The following is a 17,242-nucleotide window of genomic DNA, read 5'->3' as shown; positions in this document are numbered from 1 at the left end:
GCCGTGCAGTTGCTGCGCCTGGGACCGTCGGGTTCCGAACGGCCCGCCGTCCGTGCCGACGACGGGGTGACGTACGACCTGACCCCGGTGACCGACGACGTGACCGGCGCGTTCCTCGCCGACGACGGCATCGCCCGCACGCGCGCCGCCCTGGCGGCCGGCGAACTCCACCCGGTCGTGGACGACGGCGTGCGGATCGGACCGCCGGTCGCGGGCGTCGGCAAGCTCGTCTGCATCGGTCTCAACTACCGCGACCACGCGGAGGAGACCGGCCTGGCGATCCCGTCGGAGCCGGTCGTGTTCCTCAAGACCCCCGACACGATCGTCGGCCCGAACGACGAGGTGCTGGTGCCGCGCCGCTCGGTGAAGACGGACTGGGAGGTCGAGCTGGCCGTGGTCATCGGCCGCACGGCCCGGTACCTCGACTCCGCCGAGCAGGCGCTGACCTGCATCGCCGGGTACGCCCTGTCGCACGACGTGAGCGAGCGCGAGTTCCAGCTGGAGCGCGGAGGGCAGTGGGACAAGGGCAAGAACTGCGAGACGTTCAACCCGCTCGGCCCCTTCCTCGTGCCCGCGGACGAGGTCGGCGACCCGCAGGCGCTGGGCCTGCGGCTGTGGGTCAACGGCGTGCCGCGGCAGGACTCCTCCACCAAGAACATGATCTTCCCGGTGGCCGAGCTGGTCCGCTACCTGAGCTGGTTCCTCGTCCTTCGACCGGGTGACGTCATCAACACCGGCACGCCGGCGGGCGTGGCGCTCGGCCAACCGGAGCCCAAGCCGTACCTGAAGGCGGGCGACGTGGTGGAGCTGGAGATCGACGGGCTCGGCCGGCAGCGGCAGACGCTCGGGCAGGCGTGATGGCGGACCGGGTCGTCGCGCTGGACGTGCTGGACATCCGGTTCCCGACCTCGCGGGAGCTGGACGGGTCGGACGCGATGAACCCCGACCCGGACTACTCCGCGGCCTACGTGGTGCTGCGCACGTCGAACGGCCCGGAGGGCTACGGGCTGGCGTTCACGATCGGTCGCGGCAACGACGTGCAGGCCGCCGCGATCCGGTCGTTGGCGCACCACGTGGTCGGCCGGCCCGTCCCGGAGACCGCCGCCGACCTGGCCGCGCTGTCCGCCGACCTGGTCGGCGACTCGCAGTTGCGCTGGTTGGGGCCGGAGAAGGGCGTCGCGCACATGGCGCTGGGCGCGGTCGTGAACGCCGCGTGGGACCTCGCCGCCCGGCGGGCGGGCCTGCCGCTGTGGCGGTTCCTGTCCGGCATGGCGCCGGAGGAGATCGTCGGCCTGGTGGACTTCCGGTACCTGTCCGACGCGCTCACGCCCGAGGAGGCGCTGGACATCCTGCGGCGCGCGGAGCCGGGGCGCGCCGAACGGGCCGCCGCGCTGGTCCGGGACGGTTACCCGGCCTACACGACGTCGCCGGGCTGGCTCGGCTACTCCGACGAGAAGCTGGCCGGGTTGGCGCGGCAGGCGTCGGCCGACGGCTTCGACATGATCAAGCTGAAGGTCGGCGGCGACCTGGCGGACGACGTCCGGCGCATGCGGCTGGCCCGCGAGGCGGTCGGCGACGGCGTGCGCATCGCCGTGGACGCCAACCAGCGGTGGGACGTGGGCACGGCGATCGAGTGGGTGCGCGAGCTGGCGCCGTTCGACCCGTACTGGATCGAGGAGCCCACCTCGCCGGACGACGTGCTGGGGCACGCCGCGATCGCCCGGGCGGTGCGCCCGATCAAGGTCGCCACCGGCGAGCACGTGCAGAACCGGGTGGTGTTCAAGCAGTTGCTGCAGGCCGGGGCGGTCGACGTGGTGCAGCTCGACGCGTGCCGGGTCGGCGGGGTGAACGAGAACGTGGCGATCCTGCTGCTGGCGGCGAAGTTCGGCGTGCCGGTGTGCCCGCACGCGGGCGGCGTCGGCCTGTGCGAGCTGGTCCGGCACCTGGCGATGGTCGACTTCGTGGCGGTCTCCGGCACCGTCGACGGCCGCGTGGTCGAATGGGTCGACCACCTGCACGAGCACTTCACCGACCCGGCCGTGGTGCGCGGCGGCCGGTACGCCGCGCCCGTCGAGCCGGGGTTCTCTGCGCGGCTGCACGACCGGACCGTGACCGACTACAGCTACCCCGACGGCCCGGTGTGGGCGGAACAGGAGGGCCGGTGAGCGAGTTCGAGGGCTTGGTCGCGGTGGTGACCGGCGGCGCGTCCGGCATCGGCCTGGCCACCGCGCGGCTGCTGGCGGCACGCGGCGCGACCGCGGTGGCGCTGGACCTGGACCCGCGGGTCGAGCCGCCGGTGCACGGCATCAGGGCCGACGTGACCGACGACGCCTCGGTGCGCGCCGCGGTCGACGAGGTGGTCGAGCGGTTCGGCCGGCTGGACGTGCTGGTGAACAACGCGGGCGTCGGCGCGCAGGGCGACGTGACCGCGAACCCGGACGACGAGTGGCACCGGGTGCTGGACGTGAACGTGGTCGGCATGGCCCGGGTCGCCCGCGCCGCACTGCCGCACCTGCGCAGGTCGCCGTCGGCGGCGATCGTGAACACCGGCTCGATCGCGGCCTGGGCCGGTCTGCCGCAGCGCGCGCTGTACTCGGCGAGCAAGGGCGCGGTGCACGCGTTGACGCTGGCCATGGCCGCGGACTACGTGCGCGAGGGCATCCGCGTGAACGCGGTAGCCCCCGGCACGGCGGACACCCCGTGGGTGGGCCGCCTGCTCGACTCGGCGCCGGACCCGGCCGCCGAGCGTGCCGCGTTGGAGGCGAGGCAGCCGCACGGCCGGCTCGTCTCGGCGGACGAGGTCGCGGGCGCCATCGCCTACCTGGCCGGCCCGCTCTCCGGCTCCACCGCCGGCACCGTCCTCGCGGTCGACGGCGGCATGCAGGGGTTGCGGCTGCGGCCCAGGGAGGCGTGAGCGTGATCCCCCTGTCCCGCCTGGGGTTCGGCGGCGGCCCGATCGGCAACCTGTACGCGGAGGTGTCCGATGTGGACGCCTTCGGCGCGCTGGAGGCCGCGTGGGACGCCGGGGTGCGGTACTTCGACACCGCGCCGCACTACGGGCTCGGGTTGTCCGAGCGGCGGATCGGCGCGTTCCTGGCGGACCGGCCGCGGGACGGGTTCGTGGTGTCCACGAAGGTCGGCCGGGTGCTGGAGCCCGCCTTCGGCGACGGCGACGACCGGGCGAACGGGTTCGCGGTGCCCGCGACGGCGTGGCGGCGGTGGGACTTCAGCGCCGACGGCGTGCGGCGGTCGTTGGAGTCCTCTTTGGACCGGCTCGGGCTGGACCGGGTGGACGTGGTGTACGTGCACGACCCGGACGCGCACTGGGAGCAGGCCGTGTCGGAGGCCGTGCCCGCGTTGCTGGAGCTGCGGTCGCAGGGCGTGATCGGGGCGGTCGGGGTCGGCATGAACCAGTGGGAGATGCCCGCGCGGTTCGTCCGGGAGACCGACCTGGACGTGGTGCTGCTGGCCGGGCGGTACACCGTGCTGGAGCGGACCGGGGAGCCGCTGCTGGACCTGTGCGCGGCCCGCGGGGTGGCGGTGGTCGCGGCGGGGGTGTTCAACTCCGGGCTGCTGGCGCGGCCGGAGGTCGGCGACACCTACGACTACCGGGCCGCACCCGCGTCGCTGGTGGAACGGGCCCGGCGGATCGCCGCCGTGTGCGCCCGCCACGGCGTGACGCTGCCGCAGGCGGCCGTCTCCTTCCCGTTCCGCCACCCGGCGGTCGTCTCCGTGCTCCTGGGCGTCCGCACGGCGGCCGAGATGCTCTCCAACGCCGCCGCCGCGTCGACCCCCGTGCCGGACTCCCTCTGGTCCGCCCTGCCCTGATCCCGCCCCGTCCGGGCCGGCCGCGTCACGCCAGGTCGGACAGCCACTGCTCGACGCCCGCCACGTGCACCGTGGACCACGAGCGGGCCAGTTCGGGCTGGTGGGCGGCCAGGGCGTCGACGATCGCGCGGTGCTCGGCGACGGTCCGGTCGACCGCGCCGCCCTGCGTGATGCCGCGCCAGGTGCGCACGCGCACGGTCGGCCCGGCCAGCGTGTCCAGCAGTTGGGCCAGGTAGGCGTTGCCCGAGCCGAGCGCGACGGCGCGGTGGAACTCCAGGTCGTGCTCGACGAGCTCCTCCACCGACCGGGCCGACTCGGCGGCGTCGCACAACGCCCGCAGCGCCGCTATCTCCTCCGGTCCGACCCGCTGCGCCGCCATCGCCGCCGCGGCCGGTTCGAGGATGCGGCGCACCTGCAGGACCTCCAGCACGGAGTCCTCGCCGCGGTGCAGGTCCAGCACGAACGACAGCGCGCCGAGCAGGTCGTCGGCCCGCAGGCTGGACACGTAGGTCCCGTCGCCCTGCCGCACGTCCAGCACCCTGACCAGCGACAACGCCTTGACCGCCTCGCGCAGCGAGTTCCGCGACAAGCCCAGGCGCCCGGCGAGGTCGGCTTCGCGCGGCAGACGGTCGCCCGGCTTCAGCTCGCCCGAGACGATCATCTCCTTGACGCGCAGGATGGCGTCGTCGGTAACTGCCACGGCGGCCCTCGACTCGTCAGCTAGACCTCGGATGTCTGGCGCCAAGTATGGGCCACGCCGAAGCGCCGCGCGTCGAACCCCGCCGCGCGGCGAAGTATTAACCCAATCTTACTCTATTCGGTTATCTTATAACCACACGTGACGCCGTCCGCCACTTCCGGCCATAATGGTCTGGACCATTTGAGGAGGGACCTTGGACACGGTTGTCGCAGCTCCGCGAGCACTGCTCGGTCGGACCATCACCGGTCCCGTCAGCCTGAGGATCAGCGCAGGCCGGATCGTGGAGGTCGTCGCGGGTTCACCACCCGACGGCGCCGAGGTGCTGACCGACGGCCTGCTCACCCCGGGCCTGGTGGACGTGCAGGTCAACGGGGCGGTCGGGGTCGACTTCGCCGAGGTGGACCCCGAGGGCATGGCCGCGGTGGCGAGAGCGCTCCCACGAACGGGGGTGACCCGGTTCCTGCCCACGTTGATCACCGCGCCGGTGCCGGTCGCCGTGCGGCAGGCGCACGCCGTGCTGGCGGCGTCGGCCACCCTGCCGCCGCACGCGGGCGCCAAGCCGCTCGGCGTGCACCTGGAGGGGCCGTTCCTGTCGCCGAAACGCGCGGGCGTCCACGACCCGGCGCTGATGGTGCCGCCCGGCGCGGCCGAGATCGACGTGCTGCTGGCCGACGAGGTGCTGCGGCGCGCGTTGCGCATGGTGACGCTCGCCCCGGAGCAGCCGGGCGGCATGGACGCCGTGCGCAGGCTGGCGGCGGCGGGCGTGCTGGTGGCGGTCGGCCACAGCGACGCGACGGGCGAGCAGACCAGGGCCGCCGCCGAGGCGGGCGCGCGGATGGTGACGCACCTGTTCAACGCCCAGCGACCGCTCGGGCACCGCGAGCCGGGTGTGCCGGGAGTGGCGCTGGTGGACGACCGGTTCACGTTGGGCCTGATCGCGGACCTGGCGCACGTCGGACCGGACGTGTGCCGGCTCGTGTTCAACGCGGCCGGGCACCGGGTCGCGCTGGTCACGGACGCCGTGGCCGCCGCGGGCATGCCGCCGGGCCGCTACCAGCTCGGTGGCGCGGACGTGCTGCTGACCGAGGACGGCGTGCCGCGGTCGCCGGAGGGCACGATCGCGGGCAGCGCGCTGACGTTGGACCGGGCCGTGCGCAACATCGTGTCGGTGGGCGTGGACCCGGCGGACGCGCTGGCGGCGGCGACCGTCGTCCCGGCCGACGCGATCGGCGAGCCCACGCTCGGCCGTCTGGAGGTCGGGGCGGTGGCGGACCTGGTCTGGTGGGACGACGACCTGCGTCCGCGCAAGGTGTGGGTGGACGGCGAGGTCGCGTTCGACCGTGAGGCGGCGTTCGAGGGCGCCGCGGTGGGCGTGGCGGCCGCGGGCCAGTAGTGGCGGCGGCGGAAGGGGCCCGGGGGAGTGTTCCCCCGGGCCCCTTCCGCGTTCCGGGCGTTGGATTCAGGTGTTCCGGACGTAGGACTCCCGCGTGGGGGTCAGCGGGTGCGGGTGACCTTGTTCAGGCCGCGGGGGTTGTCCGGGTCGCCGCCGCGGGCCAGGGCCAGGCCGTGGGCCAGGCGCTGGACCGGGAGGATCTCCAGGATGGGGGCGACCTCCTCCGCGGTCTCGGGGACCGGGATGCGCAGGGCGGCCGAGACCTTGTCCGAGGCCGAACCGACCGCCAGGACGTCGGCGCCGCGGCCGTGCACGGCGTCCAGCACGTCGTGCAGCGCGTCACCGCCCTTGCCGGCGCTGGTCACGGCCAGCACGGCCGTCTCCGCGTCGACCGCCGCCACCGGCCCGTGCAGCAGGTCCGCCCCGCTGTACGCCCGCGCCGCCAGGTAGGACGTCTCGGCCAGCTTCAGCGCCGACTCCAGCGCCGTGGGCAGCGAGTACCCGCGCCCGGTCGTCAGCACCCGGTCCACGAACCGGTACCGCTGCACCGCCTCGGCCACCGCGTCCGCCGACGAGTCCAGCGTCGCCCGGGCCAGGTCGCCCAGCCGCGCCGCCGCCGCGCCGTCACCACCCCGGATGGCGTCCACCAGCAGGTACAGCGCCAGCAACGTCGCCGAGTACGTCTTCGTGGCCGCCACCGCCTGCTCCACGCCCGCGCCGACGTCCACCGACAGCTCGGCCGCCCCGTTCAGCGGCGAGGACGCCGTGTTGGTCACCGCGACCGTCAACGCGCCACGCGCCCGCGCCGACTCGGTCACCTCCAGCAGGTCCGGCGACCCGCCCGACTGCGACACCGCGACCAGCAGCACGTCCCGCAGGTCAGGCTGAGCCCCGTACAGCGTGGTCGTGGACGGCGACACCAGCCCGGCGGGCAGCTCCAGCAGCACCTCGGTCAGGTACTTCGCGTACAGCGCCGCGTGGTCGCTGGACCCGCGCGCCGCCAGCAGCACGAACCGCGGCCGGCGCTCGGCGATCACCGAGGCGACCGGGGCGATGGCGTCCCGCCGGGCGTGCAGGTCGGCGAAGATCCCCGGCTGCTGGTCGATCTCGGCCGCCATGTGCCTGCCGGGCTGGTGGTCGGTCATCGGAGTTGTCCCCTGTCGGTTCGGGTGCCTGTCGGTTCGGGTGCTAGAGGGTGGCGGCGATGCGCTCGGCGGCGGCGCGCAGGCAGACCCGGGCTCCGCCGTGGGTGTCCACGCGGGCGCCGGCGCCCAGGTCCGGCCCCGGCACGCCGGTCTCGACGTGCACGAGGTCTAGACCAATAGTACCGAGTGTCGACACCAGCTCGCGAGCCCAGGCGTGGCGGTGTGCCTCACGCGTCACGACCACCACCGGGCGGCCGGCCGCCAGCGCCGCGATCTCGTCCGCCGACGTCGACGCCACCACCGAGGTGCCCGGCACGAGCTCCGCCAAGTACGGCCCGAGGCCCCACGGCACGTCCCCGACCGCGATCGACGGCTCCACCGCGAGGTCCACGACCACCGGCGGCCCGGACAGCCGCAGCGTGCCGCGCACCTCCAGCGCCCGCCGGGCCGCCACCAGCCCCAGGTCCGGGTCGTGCGCCTCCACGGCCGCCGCCGGGGCGCCCAGCGCGGCCGTCCGCCGTGCCGCCTCCTCCAGCCGCTCCACCGGCAGCACACCCGACTCCACGGCCGCCACGATGCTGTCGACCAGCCACCGCAGCCCGTCGTCGTCCAGCGGCTCCCCGCCCAGGCACAACGCGTCCACGCCGGCCGCCAGCGACCGCACGGACCCCTCCGCGAGGTCGCCGCCGACGGCCTTCATGTCCAGCCCGTCGGTGATGACCGCCCCGGTGAAGCCCAGCTCCTCCCGCAGCACGCGCACCGCCCGCGGGTTCAGCGTCGCGGGCGCGTCGCCCCACTCCGGCACGACCAGGTGCCCGGTCATGATCGACCGCACCCCCGCCGCCACCGCCGCGCGGAACGGCACGAACTCCACCGCCGCCAGCTCCGCGGTGGTCCGCGGCAGCACCGGCAGCGCCGCGTGCGAGTCCACAGTGGACGCACCGTGACCGGGGAAGTGCTTGGCGCACGCCGCCACCCCGACCGCCTGCAGCCCCTCCACGAACGCCGCCACGTGCCCGGCCGCCGCCGCCGGGTCCGACCCGAACGACCGCACGCCGATCACCGGGTCGTCCAGCGTCAGCACCAGGTCGGCCGACGGCGCGAGGTTCAGGCTCACCCCGCACGCCGCCAGCCGCGCCCCGATCGACGCCGCCACCGCCCGGGTCAGCCCCAGGTCGTCGGCCGCGCCCAGCGCGTGGTTGCCCGGCACCTCCGACCCGCCGCCCGCGTCGAGCCGGGTGACGTCACCACCCTCCTCGTCGATGCCGATCACCACGTCCGCGCGCACACCCCGCAACTGCGCGCTCAACGCCGTGACCTGGGCGTCGTCCACCACGTTCCGCCCGAACAGCACGACACCGCCGAGCCCGTCGGCCACCCTCTCGAGCAGCCAGTCCGGCGCGGTGGTCCCGTGGAACCCCGGCAGCAGCACACCCGACGCGAGCCGGTGCAACGACATGCGGTCTACCCCTTCACCGCACCGGCCGTGACGCCGGTGACCATCTTGCGCTGCACGATCAGGAAGAACACCAGCACCGGCAGGGTGAACAGCGTGGACGCGGCCATCGTGCCGCCCCAGTCGGTGCCGAACGCCGTCTTGAACCCCGACAGCCACACCGGCAGGGTCTGCTTGGCCTGGTCGTTGATCATCGACAGCGCGAACAGGAACTCGTTCCACGCGGTCACGAACGCGAACACCGACGTGGCCACCAGGCCGGGGCCCAGCAGCGGCAGCGTGACGCGGCGGAACGCGCCCCACCGGCCGCAGCCGTCGACCATCGCCGCCTCTTCGAGCTCCAGCGGGATGCCGTTGACGAACCCGCGCAGCGTCCACGCGCAGAACGGCAGCGTGACCGCGAAGTAGATCAGCGTCAGCGTGGGCAGCCGGTCCAGCATGTCCAGGTCCCGCATCATCAGGAACATCGGGATCAGCAGCGCCTCGAACGGCGCCATCTGCGCCACCAGCAGCATCATCACGAAGCCCTTGCGGCCCCGGAACCGCATCCGGGACAGCGCCAGCGCCGCGAGCAGGCCGATGACGACCGCCGCCGCCACCGCGCTCAACGACACCATGAGGCTGTTGCCCAGGGAGCTGAGGAACCCCGGCTTCGCCCACGCGGTGGCGAAGTTCGAGCCCGTCACGGAGAACGGGATCAGGTCGTAATCGCTGGTCAGCATGTCCTTGCGCGGCTTGAGCGCGGTCGCGACCATCCAGTACGTCGGGAACGCGAAGAACAGCGCCACGACCACCGCGACGACGTTCCCCGTGACCTTCTTGGCGTCGGACACCTTCTTGGCCTTCACAGCTCGCCCTCCTGGGAACGGACCAGCCTGCGCAGGTACTGCGCGGTCAGCAGCGCCAGCAGCGCGACCATCACCACGGACACCGCCGCCGCCACCCCGAAGTGGCTCTTGGAGATGCCCTCCAGGTACTGGTAGACGGGCAACGTGGTGCTGCCGCCGTCCGGGCCGCCCTGGCGCATCGCCCAGACCTGGGCGAACACCTTGAAGTCCCACAGCAGCGACAGGAACGTCACCATCAGCAGCAGCGGCCGCAGCTCCGGCCACGTCACGGCGCGGAACGTCTGCCACGCCGACGCGCCGTCGATGCCCGCCGCCTCGTACTGGTCCTTCGGGATCCCGATGGCGCCGGCGTAGAGCGAGAACGCCAGGAACGGGATCGCCTGCCACACGATCAGCAGCCCGATCACGCCCAGCGTGGACGTGCCGGTGGAGAACCAGGAGAACCCGGCGAACGAGTCGAACCCGAGCTGGACCAGCGTCTTGTTCAGGATCCCGTACTGCTGGTCGAAGATCCACTGGTAGACCGTGGTGGCCGCGAGCAGCGGCATCGCCCACGCCAGCAGCAACGCGACCTGCAACGCGATCCGCACGACCGGGCTGATCTGCCGCATCAGCAGCGCGATCAGCAGACCCGCGAGGACCGACACGACGACCACGACGCCGGTGAACACCACGGTGCGCGCCGCGATGGCCCAGAAGTCGGGGTCGCCCAGGATCTCGGTGTAGTTGTCCAGACCGGTCCACACGACCTCGCCGCGGGTCAGCTCGCGCAGGTTCAGCTTGCGGAAGCTGGTCACCAGGACGGAGAGGACGGGCCAACCGATCAGCCAGAGGATGGCCACCACGGCGGGGGCCAACAGCAGGTAGGGCAGCGCCCGGTCGAAGGCGCTGCCCCGACGGCGCGGCGCGCCGTCCGGTGCGGCACGCCGCGGTGCCGACGAGGAGTTCGTCGGCACCGCGGCGTCGGTCGTGTGCACGGCCGTCATCCGATCGTCATCCGCCCAGCGTCTTCGACAGGGCGGCGTTGGCGTCGGCCGTGGCCTGGTCCAGCGGCTTCGCGCCGGTCAGGTACGCGGTCAGCATGTCCTTCAGCGGGTTCTGGCCCGCCTCGACCGCGGCCCAGGACGGCGTGGTCGGGGTGACCTTGCCGTTCGGGGCGGACTCGGCCAGCGCCTTGCCGATCGGCGTGGTGGCCAGCTTGGTGGTGTCGGTCGAGGTGCCGGGCACCGCGCCGCCCTCGGCCAGCATGTCCTGGTACTTCTTGGACGACAGCAGCTTCAGGTACTCCTTGGCCAGGTCGGCGTTCTTGCTGCCGGCCGGGATGGCCAGGTTGGACCCGCCCAGGAACACCGGGGCCGTCTTGCCCGCGGTCTTCGACGGGATCGGGAACGCGCCGGTCTTCTCCTTCAGGTCCGGGTTGGCCTTGACCGCGCCCGCGAGCTCCCACGGCAGGCCGATCATCATGCCGACCTTGCCCGTGGCGAACACCTCCATCTGCTGCGGCGTGGCCTCGTCGGCGTCCTTCGGCGCCTTCGTGCCGGAGGTGTCGACCAGCTTCTTGTAGAACTCCAGGCCGGCCTTGGCCTGCGGGGTGTCCACCGCGCCCGCCCAGGCGGAGCCCTGCGGCTCGGCCACGTCGCCACCCTCGTCCCAGATGAACGACAGCAGCACGTACCAGGACTGACCGGGCAGGTAGATCGGCTGGAAGTCCGGGTCCGCGGCGTTGGCGGCCTTCAGCTTCTCGATCGCGGAGACCCACTCGTCACGCGACGTCGGCGCGGCGGTGATGCCCGCGGCCTCGAACAGGTCGGTCCGGTAGATGACCGTGCGGTTCGCGGCGTAGAACGGCAGGCCGTACTGCTTGCCGTCCCAGGTCAGCGAGTCCTTGAGGCCGCCGAGCCACTGGTCGCCGTTGAGGCCCGAGGCGTCCGCGGTGAGGTCGGTCAGCGTCTCCTCGGCCGCGAACTTCGCCGTCTGGGTGTTGCCCAGCTCGATCACGTCCGGCGGGTTGTTGCTGGTCAGCGCGGTGGTCAGCTTCTCCTGGATGCCGTTCCACTTCTGCACTTCGTACTTGACGGTGACGCCGGGGTGCGCGTCCTGGAACTCCTTGTTCAGCGCGTCGGTCAGGGTGGTCGGCGCCGAGCCGTCCATCAACCACACCGTCAGCGTCTTGGGTTCTCCGGAGTTGCCGCTGCCGCCGTCGGAGCTCGTGCCACATCCGGCCACGGCCACCGCCACTGCGGCGGCACCTACGGCCAGTCCTCTCCAGCCCTTCACGTTGTGCGCCCTTTCCCCATGCCCCGATCCCAACGACCGGAACGCCAAAGTGGTGTAGACCAATGCGGCCTAGAGTGTGCCTCGCCACAGGGCATGTCAAGGCCGTTGCTGGACCGTTGCAAAGTCATCGGATCATTTTTCGGCCGTTGTCGGGGGTTCGGGCGCACGATCCGGGGAGGACAAGGCATCCTGTGTCTGGGAGCGCTGGCAAGGTCGGCTGGCAAGGGGCGAGGAGGAAGGCATGCTCGAGACGAGCCCTGCGACTGGCGTGGACGCCAGGACTCGCGCGCAGCGCGAGCCGAAGTACTGGGGACTCAAGCGGCACCTGCTCGACCTGCTGCGCGCGTTGCCGCCCGGATCGCCGATCCCGACGGAGCGCTCGCTGGCGGCGGAGTTCGACGTGTCGCGCACGACGGTGCGGCAAGCGCTTGCCGAACTGACCGTGGAGGGTCGGTTGCTGCGCGTGCAGGGCAAGGGCACGTTCGCGGCGGAACCCAAGGTGGCGCAACGGCTCCAGCTGTCGTCGTACACAGAGGACATGAAGGCGCAGGGCAGGCTGCCGTCGTCGCGGTTGATCGAGGCGTCGGAGATGCCCGCGGAGGCCGAGCTGGCCCGGCTGCTGGGCGTGCGGGCGGGCGCGAAGGTGCTGCGCCTGCACCGGCTGCGGCTGGCCGACGGCGAGCCGATGGCGATCGAGACCACGCACCTGGCCCTGGGCCGGTTCCGCGGCCTGCGGCGCTACCTCGCGCCGGGCGCGTCGCTGTACCAGGTGCTGCGGGAGCGGTTCGGCGTCGAGATGGGACACGCCGAGGAGACGATCGAGACGGCGCTGGCGTCGCCGGAGGAGGCCGAGCTGCTGGGCGCGGACATCGGCCTGCCGATGCTGCTGCTGTCGCGGCACTCGTTCGACACGGAGGGCAACCCGGTGGAGTGGGTGCGCTCGGTGTACCGGGGCGACCGCTACAAGTTCGTGGCCACCCTGAACCGCCCCGCCGACTAGTCGCACGACGTCACCCGGCCCGACCCGCGAACGGGTCGGGTGGCGGCCGGGTCGGGAGACCGGCACCGGCTCCGGTCGGCGCGATCACCGATCGCCGGTGGGTCACGTCACCGGCGTCAGCAGCGGATCGGGTCGGGAACCGGGTCGAGGCACGGTCCGGCGTGGCACCGATTGCGCCTCGTCGCCCTGCCCCGGCGATCACGCGCCGGCCGCGGTGCCCGACGCCCCAGCCCGCTGACCAGCGCACTCCGCTCCGCCGGGGCCTTGCCGCACTCTGCCGCGCCTGGCCGCTCCTCGTCGCACCCCACCGACCTTCGCCGACCTCCACCGACCTTCGCAGTGCTTAGCCGGCGTCCCCCGCCCGGGGGGACCCCTGTTCTTGATACTGCCGGCTCCGACCGACGGTTCGCGGCCCGATCACGCCGCCTGTGGACAACCCGGGGCGCAGAATGAGTCGGTGACCGAGACAGTGGTGTGGGGCACCGGGCGGGCCAGGGCCGTGTTGGCGACGACGATCCTCGGCTCGGGCATGGCGATGCTCGACAGCACGATCGTCAACGTCGCCCTGCCCCGCATCGGCGCGGAACTCGGCGCGTCCGTCGCCGGCCTCCAGTGGATCCTCGACGGCTACCTGCTCGCCCTGGCGTCGCTGATCCTCATCGCCGGCTCCCTGGGCGACCGCTACGGCCGCCGGCGGGTCTTCACCTTCGGCGTGCTCTGGTTCGGCGCGGCGTCCTTGCTGTGCGGGGTGGCGCCGACCACCGAACTGCTGGTCGTCGCACGCGTGCTGCAAGGCGTGGGCGGCGCGCTGCTCACGCCCGGATCGCTGGCCATCCTGCAGTCGGTGTTCGTCCGCGCCGACCGGGGACGGGCGATCGGCGCGTGGTCCGGGCTGTCCGGCGTGGCCACGGCGATCGGGCCGCTGCTGGGCGGGCTGCTCGTGCAGGCCTGGTCGTGGCGGCTGGCGTTCCTGATCAACCTGCCGGTCGCGGCGGCGTGCGTGTGGCTGGCCCGCCGCTACGTGCCCGAGTCCCGTGACGACGCCCTCACCGGCCGGCCGAACGTCGGCGAGTCGGTCGTCGGCGCGGTCGGCCTCGCGGGCGTCACGGGCGCGCTGGTCGAAGCGCCGGTCCGGGGCGCGGACGCCCTCGTCGTCACGGCGGGCCTGATCGGCGTGGCCGGCCTGGTGGTGTTCGTGGTGCTGCAACGCCGGGGCAGCGACCCGCTGGTGCCGCCGCAACTGTTCGCCAACCGGACGTTCGTGCTGTCCAACGCCCTGACGTTCCTGGTCTACGCGGCCCTGGGCGGGGTGATGGTGCTGATGGTGCTGCAGCTCCAGGTGTCGCTGCACTACTCGCCCACGGCGTCCGGCCTGGCCGGCGTGCCCATCACGCTGATCATGCTGGCGCTGTCGGCGCGGTCCGGCAGCCTGGCGCAGCGCTTCGGGCCGCGCGCCCAGCTCGTCGGGGGACCGGTCCTGATCGGTGTCGGCATGCTGCTGCTGCGCCGGGTCGAGCCGGGCGCCGGCTACTGGACCGACGTCCTGCCCGGCCTGCTGGTGTTCGGTTTCGGCCTGGCGGCGGTGGTGGCGCCGGTGACGGCGACCGTGCTGGCCGCCGCGCCCGACCGGTACGCGGGGGTCGCCTCGGGCGTGAACAACGCCGTCGCCCGCACCGGCAGCCTGCTCGCGGTGGCCGTGCTGCCCGCGGTGGCGGGGCTGACCGGCGCGCAGTACGCCGACCCGGCCGCGCTCACCGAGGGCTGGCGGACGGCCCTGCTGGTGTGCGCGGTCGCGTCGATCGTCGGCGGGCTGCTGGCCCTCGGCACGGACAACCGCGTGCTCAAACCGGCGCCCGAGTGCCACAGCTGCGGCGTCGACGCCCCGCCCGCGCGCCTGCCCGACTGACTCACAGGTACCGGGCGAACACCTCCGGGTCGACGTTCCCGCCGGACAGCACGGCGACGGTCGGGCCGGCGGACGGTCGCGCGAGGTGGGCGGCGACGGTGACCGCGCCGCTGGGCTCCACGACGAGCCGCGCCCGCCGCGCCAGCACGCCCACCGCCGCGCCGATCTGCTCCTCGGACACCGTCACGATGTCGTCCACGTAAGCGCGCATGTGCTCGAACGTCAGCTCGGACGGCTCGGCGCGCAGGCCGTCGGCGATCGTGCGGGCCCGGTCGTCGGCGGGCCACCGGACCAGCGCGCCGACCCGCAGCGACTCGGCCGCGTCACCCGCGAGCTCCGGCTCCACGCCGATCACCCGCGTGGCCGGGCTGAGCGCCTTCACCGCCGCCGCCACCCCGGAGACCAGCCCGCCGCCGCTGACCGGCACCAGCACCTCGGCCACGTCCGGCAGCTCGGCCACCACCTCCAGCCCGACCGTGCCCTGACCGGCGATGACGTCCGGGTGGTCGAACGGCGGGATCAGCGTCGCGCCCCGTTCGGCGACCAGCTCGGCGGCCCGCGACTCGCGCCGCGCCATGGGCACCTGCACGACCTCCGCGCCGTGCGAGAGGGTCGCGTCGACCTTGACCCGGGGCGTGGTGTCGGGCACGACGATCGCCGCGGGCACGCCGAACAGCTTCGCCGCGTACGCGACGGCCTGCGCGTGGTTGCCGCTGGAGTAGGCGACGACGCCCCGCGCCCGCACGTCCTCGGGCAGCCGCGCCAGCGCGTTGTAGGCGCCGCGGATCTTGAACGCGCCGACGGGCTGCAGGCTCTCCGGCTTGAGCCACAACCCGTCGTCGAACCGCAGCAGGGGAGTGCGGACCGCCGCGCCCACGATGCGGTCGGCGGCGGCCCGGATGTCGGAGATCGTGACGAGTCCCATGCGTCGATCCTCACCCCTGCGGCGGTGTCGCGACTACACGGGTGGTTACCGGAACTCCTCCTGCCTCACCCGCCCGGGCCAACAACATTCACACGTCCGTGGCTTGCTTCACCGAATCGCTTACATCTGGCAAAACCGCCCGAATCGGTGATCGAATCACTACCTTGAGTGAGAGTTAACTGTCAAACGCTACACAGCGCAGTCATATAGGCGTGTCCTGTGACACACTTCGCCCTCAGATGGCTCGGACCGTAACAGGTTACGGAGTCATAACGTCGCTCGAACGGGCGAGTACTGGCCGGTAGGGACCGGGGAGGAGTGCCATGCGAGACGCGCGAGAGCGGTTGTCGCGGTGCGCCTCACTGGGCGCTGCGGCGGATTCGCGGGCCCGAGCGACGACCCGGGCGAGAAGTAAGAGGGTGGGGCGACCCCTGCCGCCGCCCCACCACCCGTCCCCCTAGAGCCCCCGAGAGCGGTCCCTGCAACCAGGCTCTCGGGTTCCCTGCACCCGAAGATGAGGGAGACGCCTAATGAACCGCACGAGTGCGGTCCGCCACGCGACGGCCGTCCTGCTTGCCGTCGGCGCGGCTACAGCTCTCAGCGTACCGGCCATCGCGGCGCCTGCCGCGCCCCAGGGCGCGAGCCCGGCCGACACGGAGAGCTACCCCGCCGAGTTGCTCCAAGCGGTGCAACGCGACCTGGGCCTGAACGCCGAACAGATCACCGCCCGTTTGGCGAGCGACGCCCGCGCGGGTGAGGTCGAGTCCGCGGTGCGGTCCGCGGTCGGCAGCGCCTACGCGGGGTCGTGGATCAACCAGGCGACCGGCAAGCTGGTCGTCGCCGTGGCCGACCCGGCGAAGGCGGGCGCGGCGAAGGCCGCGGGCGCCGACGCCAAGTACGTGGCCTTCTCCCACCAGCAGCTCAGCGGCGCGAAGTCGTCGATCGACACGCTGGCGGCGCCGAAGTCGATCACCGGCTGGCGGGTCGACGAGCAGACGAACTCGGTCGTGGTCGAGGTCAACCGCTCGCAGCGCGACGCGGCGGCGGAGTCGTTCCTGGCGGCGGCCAAGTCGGTCAGCCCGGCGGTGCGGGTGGTCGAGGTCGACCAGAGCCCGACGACCCTCTACGACACGCGCGGCGGCGACGCCTACTACATCGGCAGCGGCCGGTGCTCGGTCGGCTTCGCGGTCAGCGGCGGTTTCGTCACCGCGGGTCACTGCGGGCGCGTGGGCAACGCGACGACCGGCTTCAACCGCGTCTCGCAGGGTTCCTTCGCGGGCTCGTCCTTCCCCGGCAACGACTACGCCTGGGTGCGGACGAACTCCAACTGGACCTCGCGGCCGTGGGTCAACCGCTACAACGGCTCCAACGTCACCGTGACCGGCTCCACCTCGGCGGCGGTCGGCGCGGCGATCTGCCGCTCCGGCTCGACCACCGGCTGGCGCTGCGGCACCGTCCAGGCGAAGAACTCGACGGTGAACTACCCGCAGGGCACGGTGTCCGGCCTGACCCGCACCAACGCCTGCGCGGAGCCCGGTGACTCGGGCGGCTCGTGGGTCGCGGGCTCCGGCTACAGCCAGGCCCAGGGCGTGACCTCCGGCGGTTCGGGCAACTGCTCCTCCGGCGGCACGACCTACTTCCAGCCGGTCGGCGAGATCCTGTCGGCTTACGGGTTGAGCCTGACCCGCGGCTGACCTGGAGCGCGGTCGGTTGCCCCTGCGGGCCGCGCACCGCTTCGAGAACGCCCCCGGGCCGTCGGTCCGG

At 73.1% G+C, this 17,242-nt stretch carries 15 protein-coding genes; 8 read left to right on the top strand and 7 right to left on the bottom strand.

Going from position 1 to position 17,242, the window contains the following annotated elements; all coding sequences use genetic code 11:
- Positions 1–3 precede the first annotated feature (3 nt).
- From FHX81_RS19150 to FHX81_RS19135, 4 genes are read left to right on the top strand one after another with little or no spacing between them, the layout of a single operon-like run.
- Positions 4–858, top strand: coding sequence for a fumarylacetoacetate hydrolase family protein (locus tag FHX81_RS19150; protein WP_141979467.1), 855 nt, complete (start codon positions 4–6; stop codon positions 856–858).
- A complete protein-coding gene (locus FHX81_RS19145; protein ID WP_141979466.1) occupies positions 858–2,165 on the top strand; it encodes an enolase C-terminal domain-like protein in 1,308 nt (435 codons plus the stop codon). The genes FHX81_RS19150 and FHX81_RS19145 overlap by 1 nt, the downstream gene beginning before the upstream one ends.
- Positions 2,162–2,914 (top strand): SDR family NAD(P)-dependent oxidoreductase, encoded by a 753-nt coding sequence (locus tag FHX81_RS19140; RefSeq protein ID WP_141979465.1) that lies wholly within the window; start codon positions 2,162–2,164, stop codon positions 2,912–2,914. The genes FHX81_RS19145 and FHX81_RS19140 overlap by 4 nt, the downstream gene beginning before the upstream one ends.
- A 2-nt stretch (positions 2,915–2,916) precedes the next feature.
- Positions 2,917–3,828, top strand: a complete 912-nt coding sequence (locus tag FHX81_RS19135) for an aldo/keto reductase (RefSeq protein WP_141984016.1) — start codon at positions 2,917–2,919, stop codon at positions 3,826–3,828.
- Positions 3,829–3,853: 25 nt separating this feature from the next.
- Here FHX81_RS19135 and FHX81_RS19130 read toward each other — a convergent pair whose 3' ends face one another.
- Complete coding sequence (locus FHX81_RS19130; protein ID WP_141979464.1) at positions 3,854–4,528, bottom strand: FadR/GntR family transcriptional regulator; 675 nt, start codon at positions 4,526–4,528, stop codon at positions 3,854–3,856.
- A 193-nt stretch (positions 4,529–4,721) separates the two neighbouring features.
- On the opposite strand from FHX81_RS19130, the gene nagA reads away from it, so the two are divergent.
- Positions 4,722–5,921, top strand: a complete 1,200-nt coding sequence (gene nagA / locus FHX81_RS19125; protein ID WP_141979463.1) for an N-acetylglucosamine-6-phosphate deacetylase — start codon at positions 4,722–4,724, stop codon at positions 5,919–5,921.
- 101 nt (positions 5,922–6,022) lie between these two features.
- On the opposite strand, the gene FHX81_RS19120 is transcribed toward nagA, so the two are convergent.
- The 5 genes from FHX81_RS19120 to FHX81_RS19100 are packed head-to-tail and all read right to left on the bottom strand — an operon-like array spanning position 6,023 to position 11,647.
- The gene (locus tag FHX81_RS19120; protein WP_141979462.1) at positions 6,023–7,066 is read right to left on the bottom strand and encodes an SIS domain-containing protein; all 1,044 of its coding nucleotides are present in this window, start codon (positions 7,064–7,066) and stop codon (positions 6,023–6,025) included.
- A gap of 43 nt (positions 7,067–7,109) precedes the next feature.
- Positions 7,110–8,525 (bottom strand): glycoside hydrolase family 3 protein, encoded by a 1,416-nt coding sequence (locus FHX81_RS19115; protein ID WP_141979461.1) that lies wholly within the window; start codon positions 8,523–8,525, stop codon positions 7,110–7,112.
- 5 nt (positions 8,526–8,530) lie between these two features.
- Complete coding sequence (locus tag FHX81_RS19110) at positions 8,531–9,370, bottom strand: carbohydrate ABC transporter permease (protein ID WP_246107884.1); 840 nt, start codon at positions 9,368–9,370, stop codon at positions 8,531–8,533.
- The gene (locus FHX81_RS19105) at positions 9,367–10,356 is read right to left on the bottom strand and encodes a carbohydrate ABC transporter permease (protein ID WP_141979460.1); all 990 of its coding nucleotides are present in this window, start codon (positions 10,354–10,356) and stop codon (positions 9,367–9,369) included. The genes FHX81_RS19110 and FHX81_RS19105 overlap by 4 nt, the downstream gene beginning before the upstream one ends.
- A gap of 7 nt (positions 10,357–10,363) precedes the next feature.
- Positions 10,364–11,647 carry a sugar ABC transporter substrate-binding protein gene (locus tag FHX81_RS19100; protein WP_141979459.1) on the bottom strand — a complete coding sequence of 428 codons (1,284 nt, stop codon included), beginning with the start codon at positions 11,645–11,647 and terminating at the stop codon, positions 10,364–10,366.
- Between the two features lie 241 nt (positions 11,648–11,888).
- On the opposite strand from FHX81_RS19100, the gene FHX81_RS19095 reads away from it, so the two are divergent.
- Both FHX81_RS19095 and FHX81_RS19090 read left to right on the top strand, forming a co-directional pair.
- The gene (locus FHX81_RS19095; RefSeq protein WP_141979458.1) at positions 11,889–12,647 is read left to right on the top strand and encodes a GntR family transcriptional regulator; all 759 of its coding nucleotides are present in this window, start codon (positions 11,889–11,891) and stop codon (positions 12,645–12,647) included.
- 457 nt (positions 12,648–13,104) lie between these two features.
- Complete coding sequence (locus FHX81_RS19090) at positions 13,105–14,553, top strand: MFS transporter (RefSeq protein ID WP_141979457.1); 1,449 nt, start codon at positions 13,105–13,107, stop codon at positions 14,551–14,553.
- Between the two features lies 1 nt (position 14,554).
- Here the strand turns inward: FHX81_RS19090 and FHX81_RS19085 are convergent, their stop codons facing one another.
- Positions 14,555–15,478, bottom strand: a complete 924-nt coding sequence (locus FHX81_RS19085) for a threonine ammonia-lyase (RefSeq protein ID WP_141979456.1) — start codon at positions 15,476–15,478, stop codon at positions 14,555–14,557.
- Positions 15,479–16,008: 530 nt separating this feature from the next.
- Between FHX81_RS19085 and FHX81_RS19080 the strand changes: the two genes are divergently transcribed.
- The gene (locus tag FHX81_RS19080; RefSeq protein ID WP_141979455.1) at positions 16,009–17,172 is read left to right on the top strand and encodes a S1 family peptidase; all 1,164 of its coding nucleotides are present in this window, start codon (positions 16,009–16,011) and stop codon (positions 17,170–17,172) included.
- Positions 17,173–17,242 lie beyond the last annotated feature (70 nt).

The organism is Saccharothrix saharensis (genome assembly GCF_006716745.1).
In the GTDB taxonomy this organism is placed as follows: Bacteria; Actinomycetota; Actinomycetes; order Mycobacteriales; family Pseudonocardiaceae; genus Actinosynnema; species Actinosynnema saharense.
This window is presented reverse-complemented; position numbering and strand designations above follow the sequence as displayed.

What these genes read in the sequence shown, in the direction of transcription:
- FHX81_RS19145 (WP_141979466.1), top strand. Translation starts at nt 858, where the DNA reads ATGGCGGACCGGGTCGTCGCGCTGGACGTGCTGGACATCCGGTTCCCG.
- FHX81_RS19120 (WP_141979462.1), bottom strand. Translation starts at nt 7,066, where the DNA reads ATGACCGACCACCAGCCCGGCAGGCACATGGCGGCCGAGATCGACCAG.
- FHX81_RS19115 (WP_141979461.1), bottom strand. Translation starts at nt 8,525, where the DNA reads ATGTCGTTGCACCGGCTCGCGTCGGGTGTGCTGCTGCCGGGGTTCCAC.
- FHX81_RS19105 (WP_141979460.1), bottom strand. Translation starts at nt 10,356, where the DNA reads ATGACGGCCGTGCACACGACCGACGCCGCGGTGCCGACGAACTCCTCG.
- FHX81_RS19095 (WP_141979458.1), top strand. Translation starts at nt 11,889, where the DNA reads ATGCTCGAGACGAGCCCTGCGACTGGCGTGGACGCCAGGACTCGCGCG.
- FHX81_RS19085 (WP_141979456.1), bottom strand. Translation starts at nt 15,478, where the DNA reads ATGGGACTCGTCACGATCTCCGACATCCGGGCCGCCGCCGACCGCATC.
- FHX81_RS19080 (WP_141979455.1), top strand. Translation starts at nt 16,009, where the DNA reads ATGAACCGCACGAGTGCGGTCCGCCACGCGACGGCCGTCCTGCTTGCC.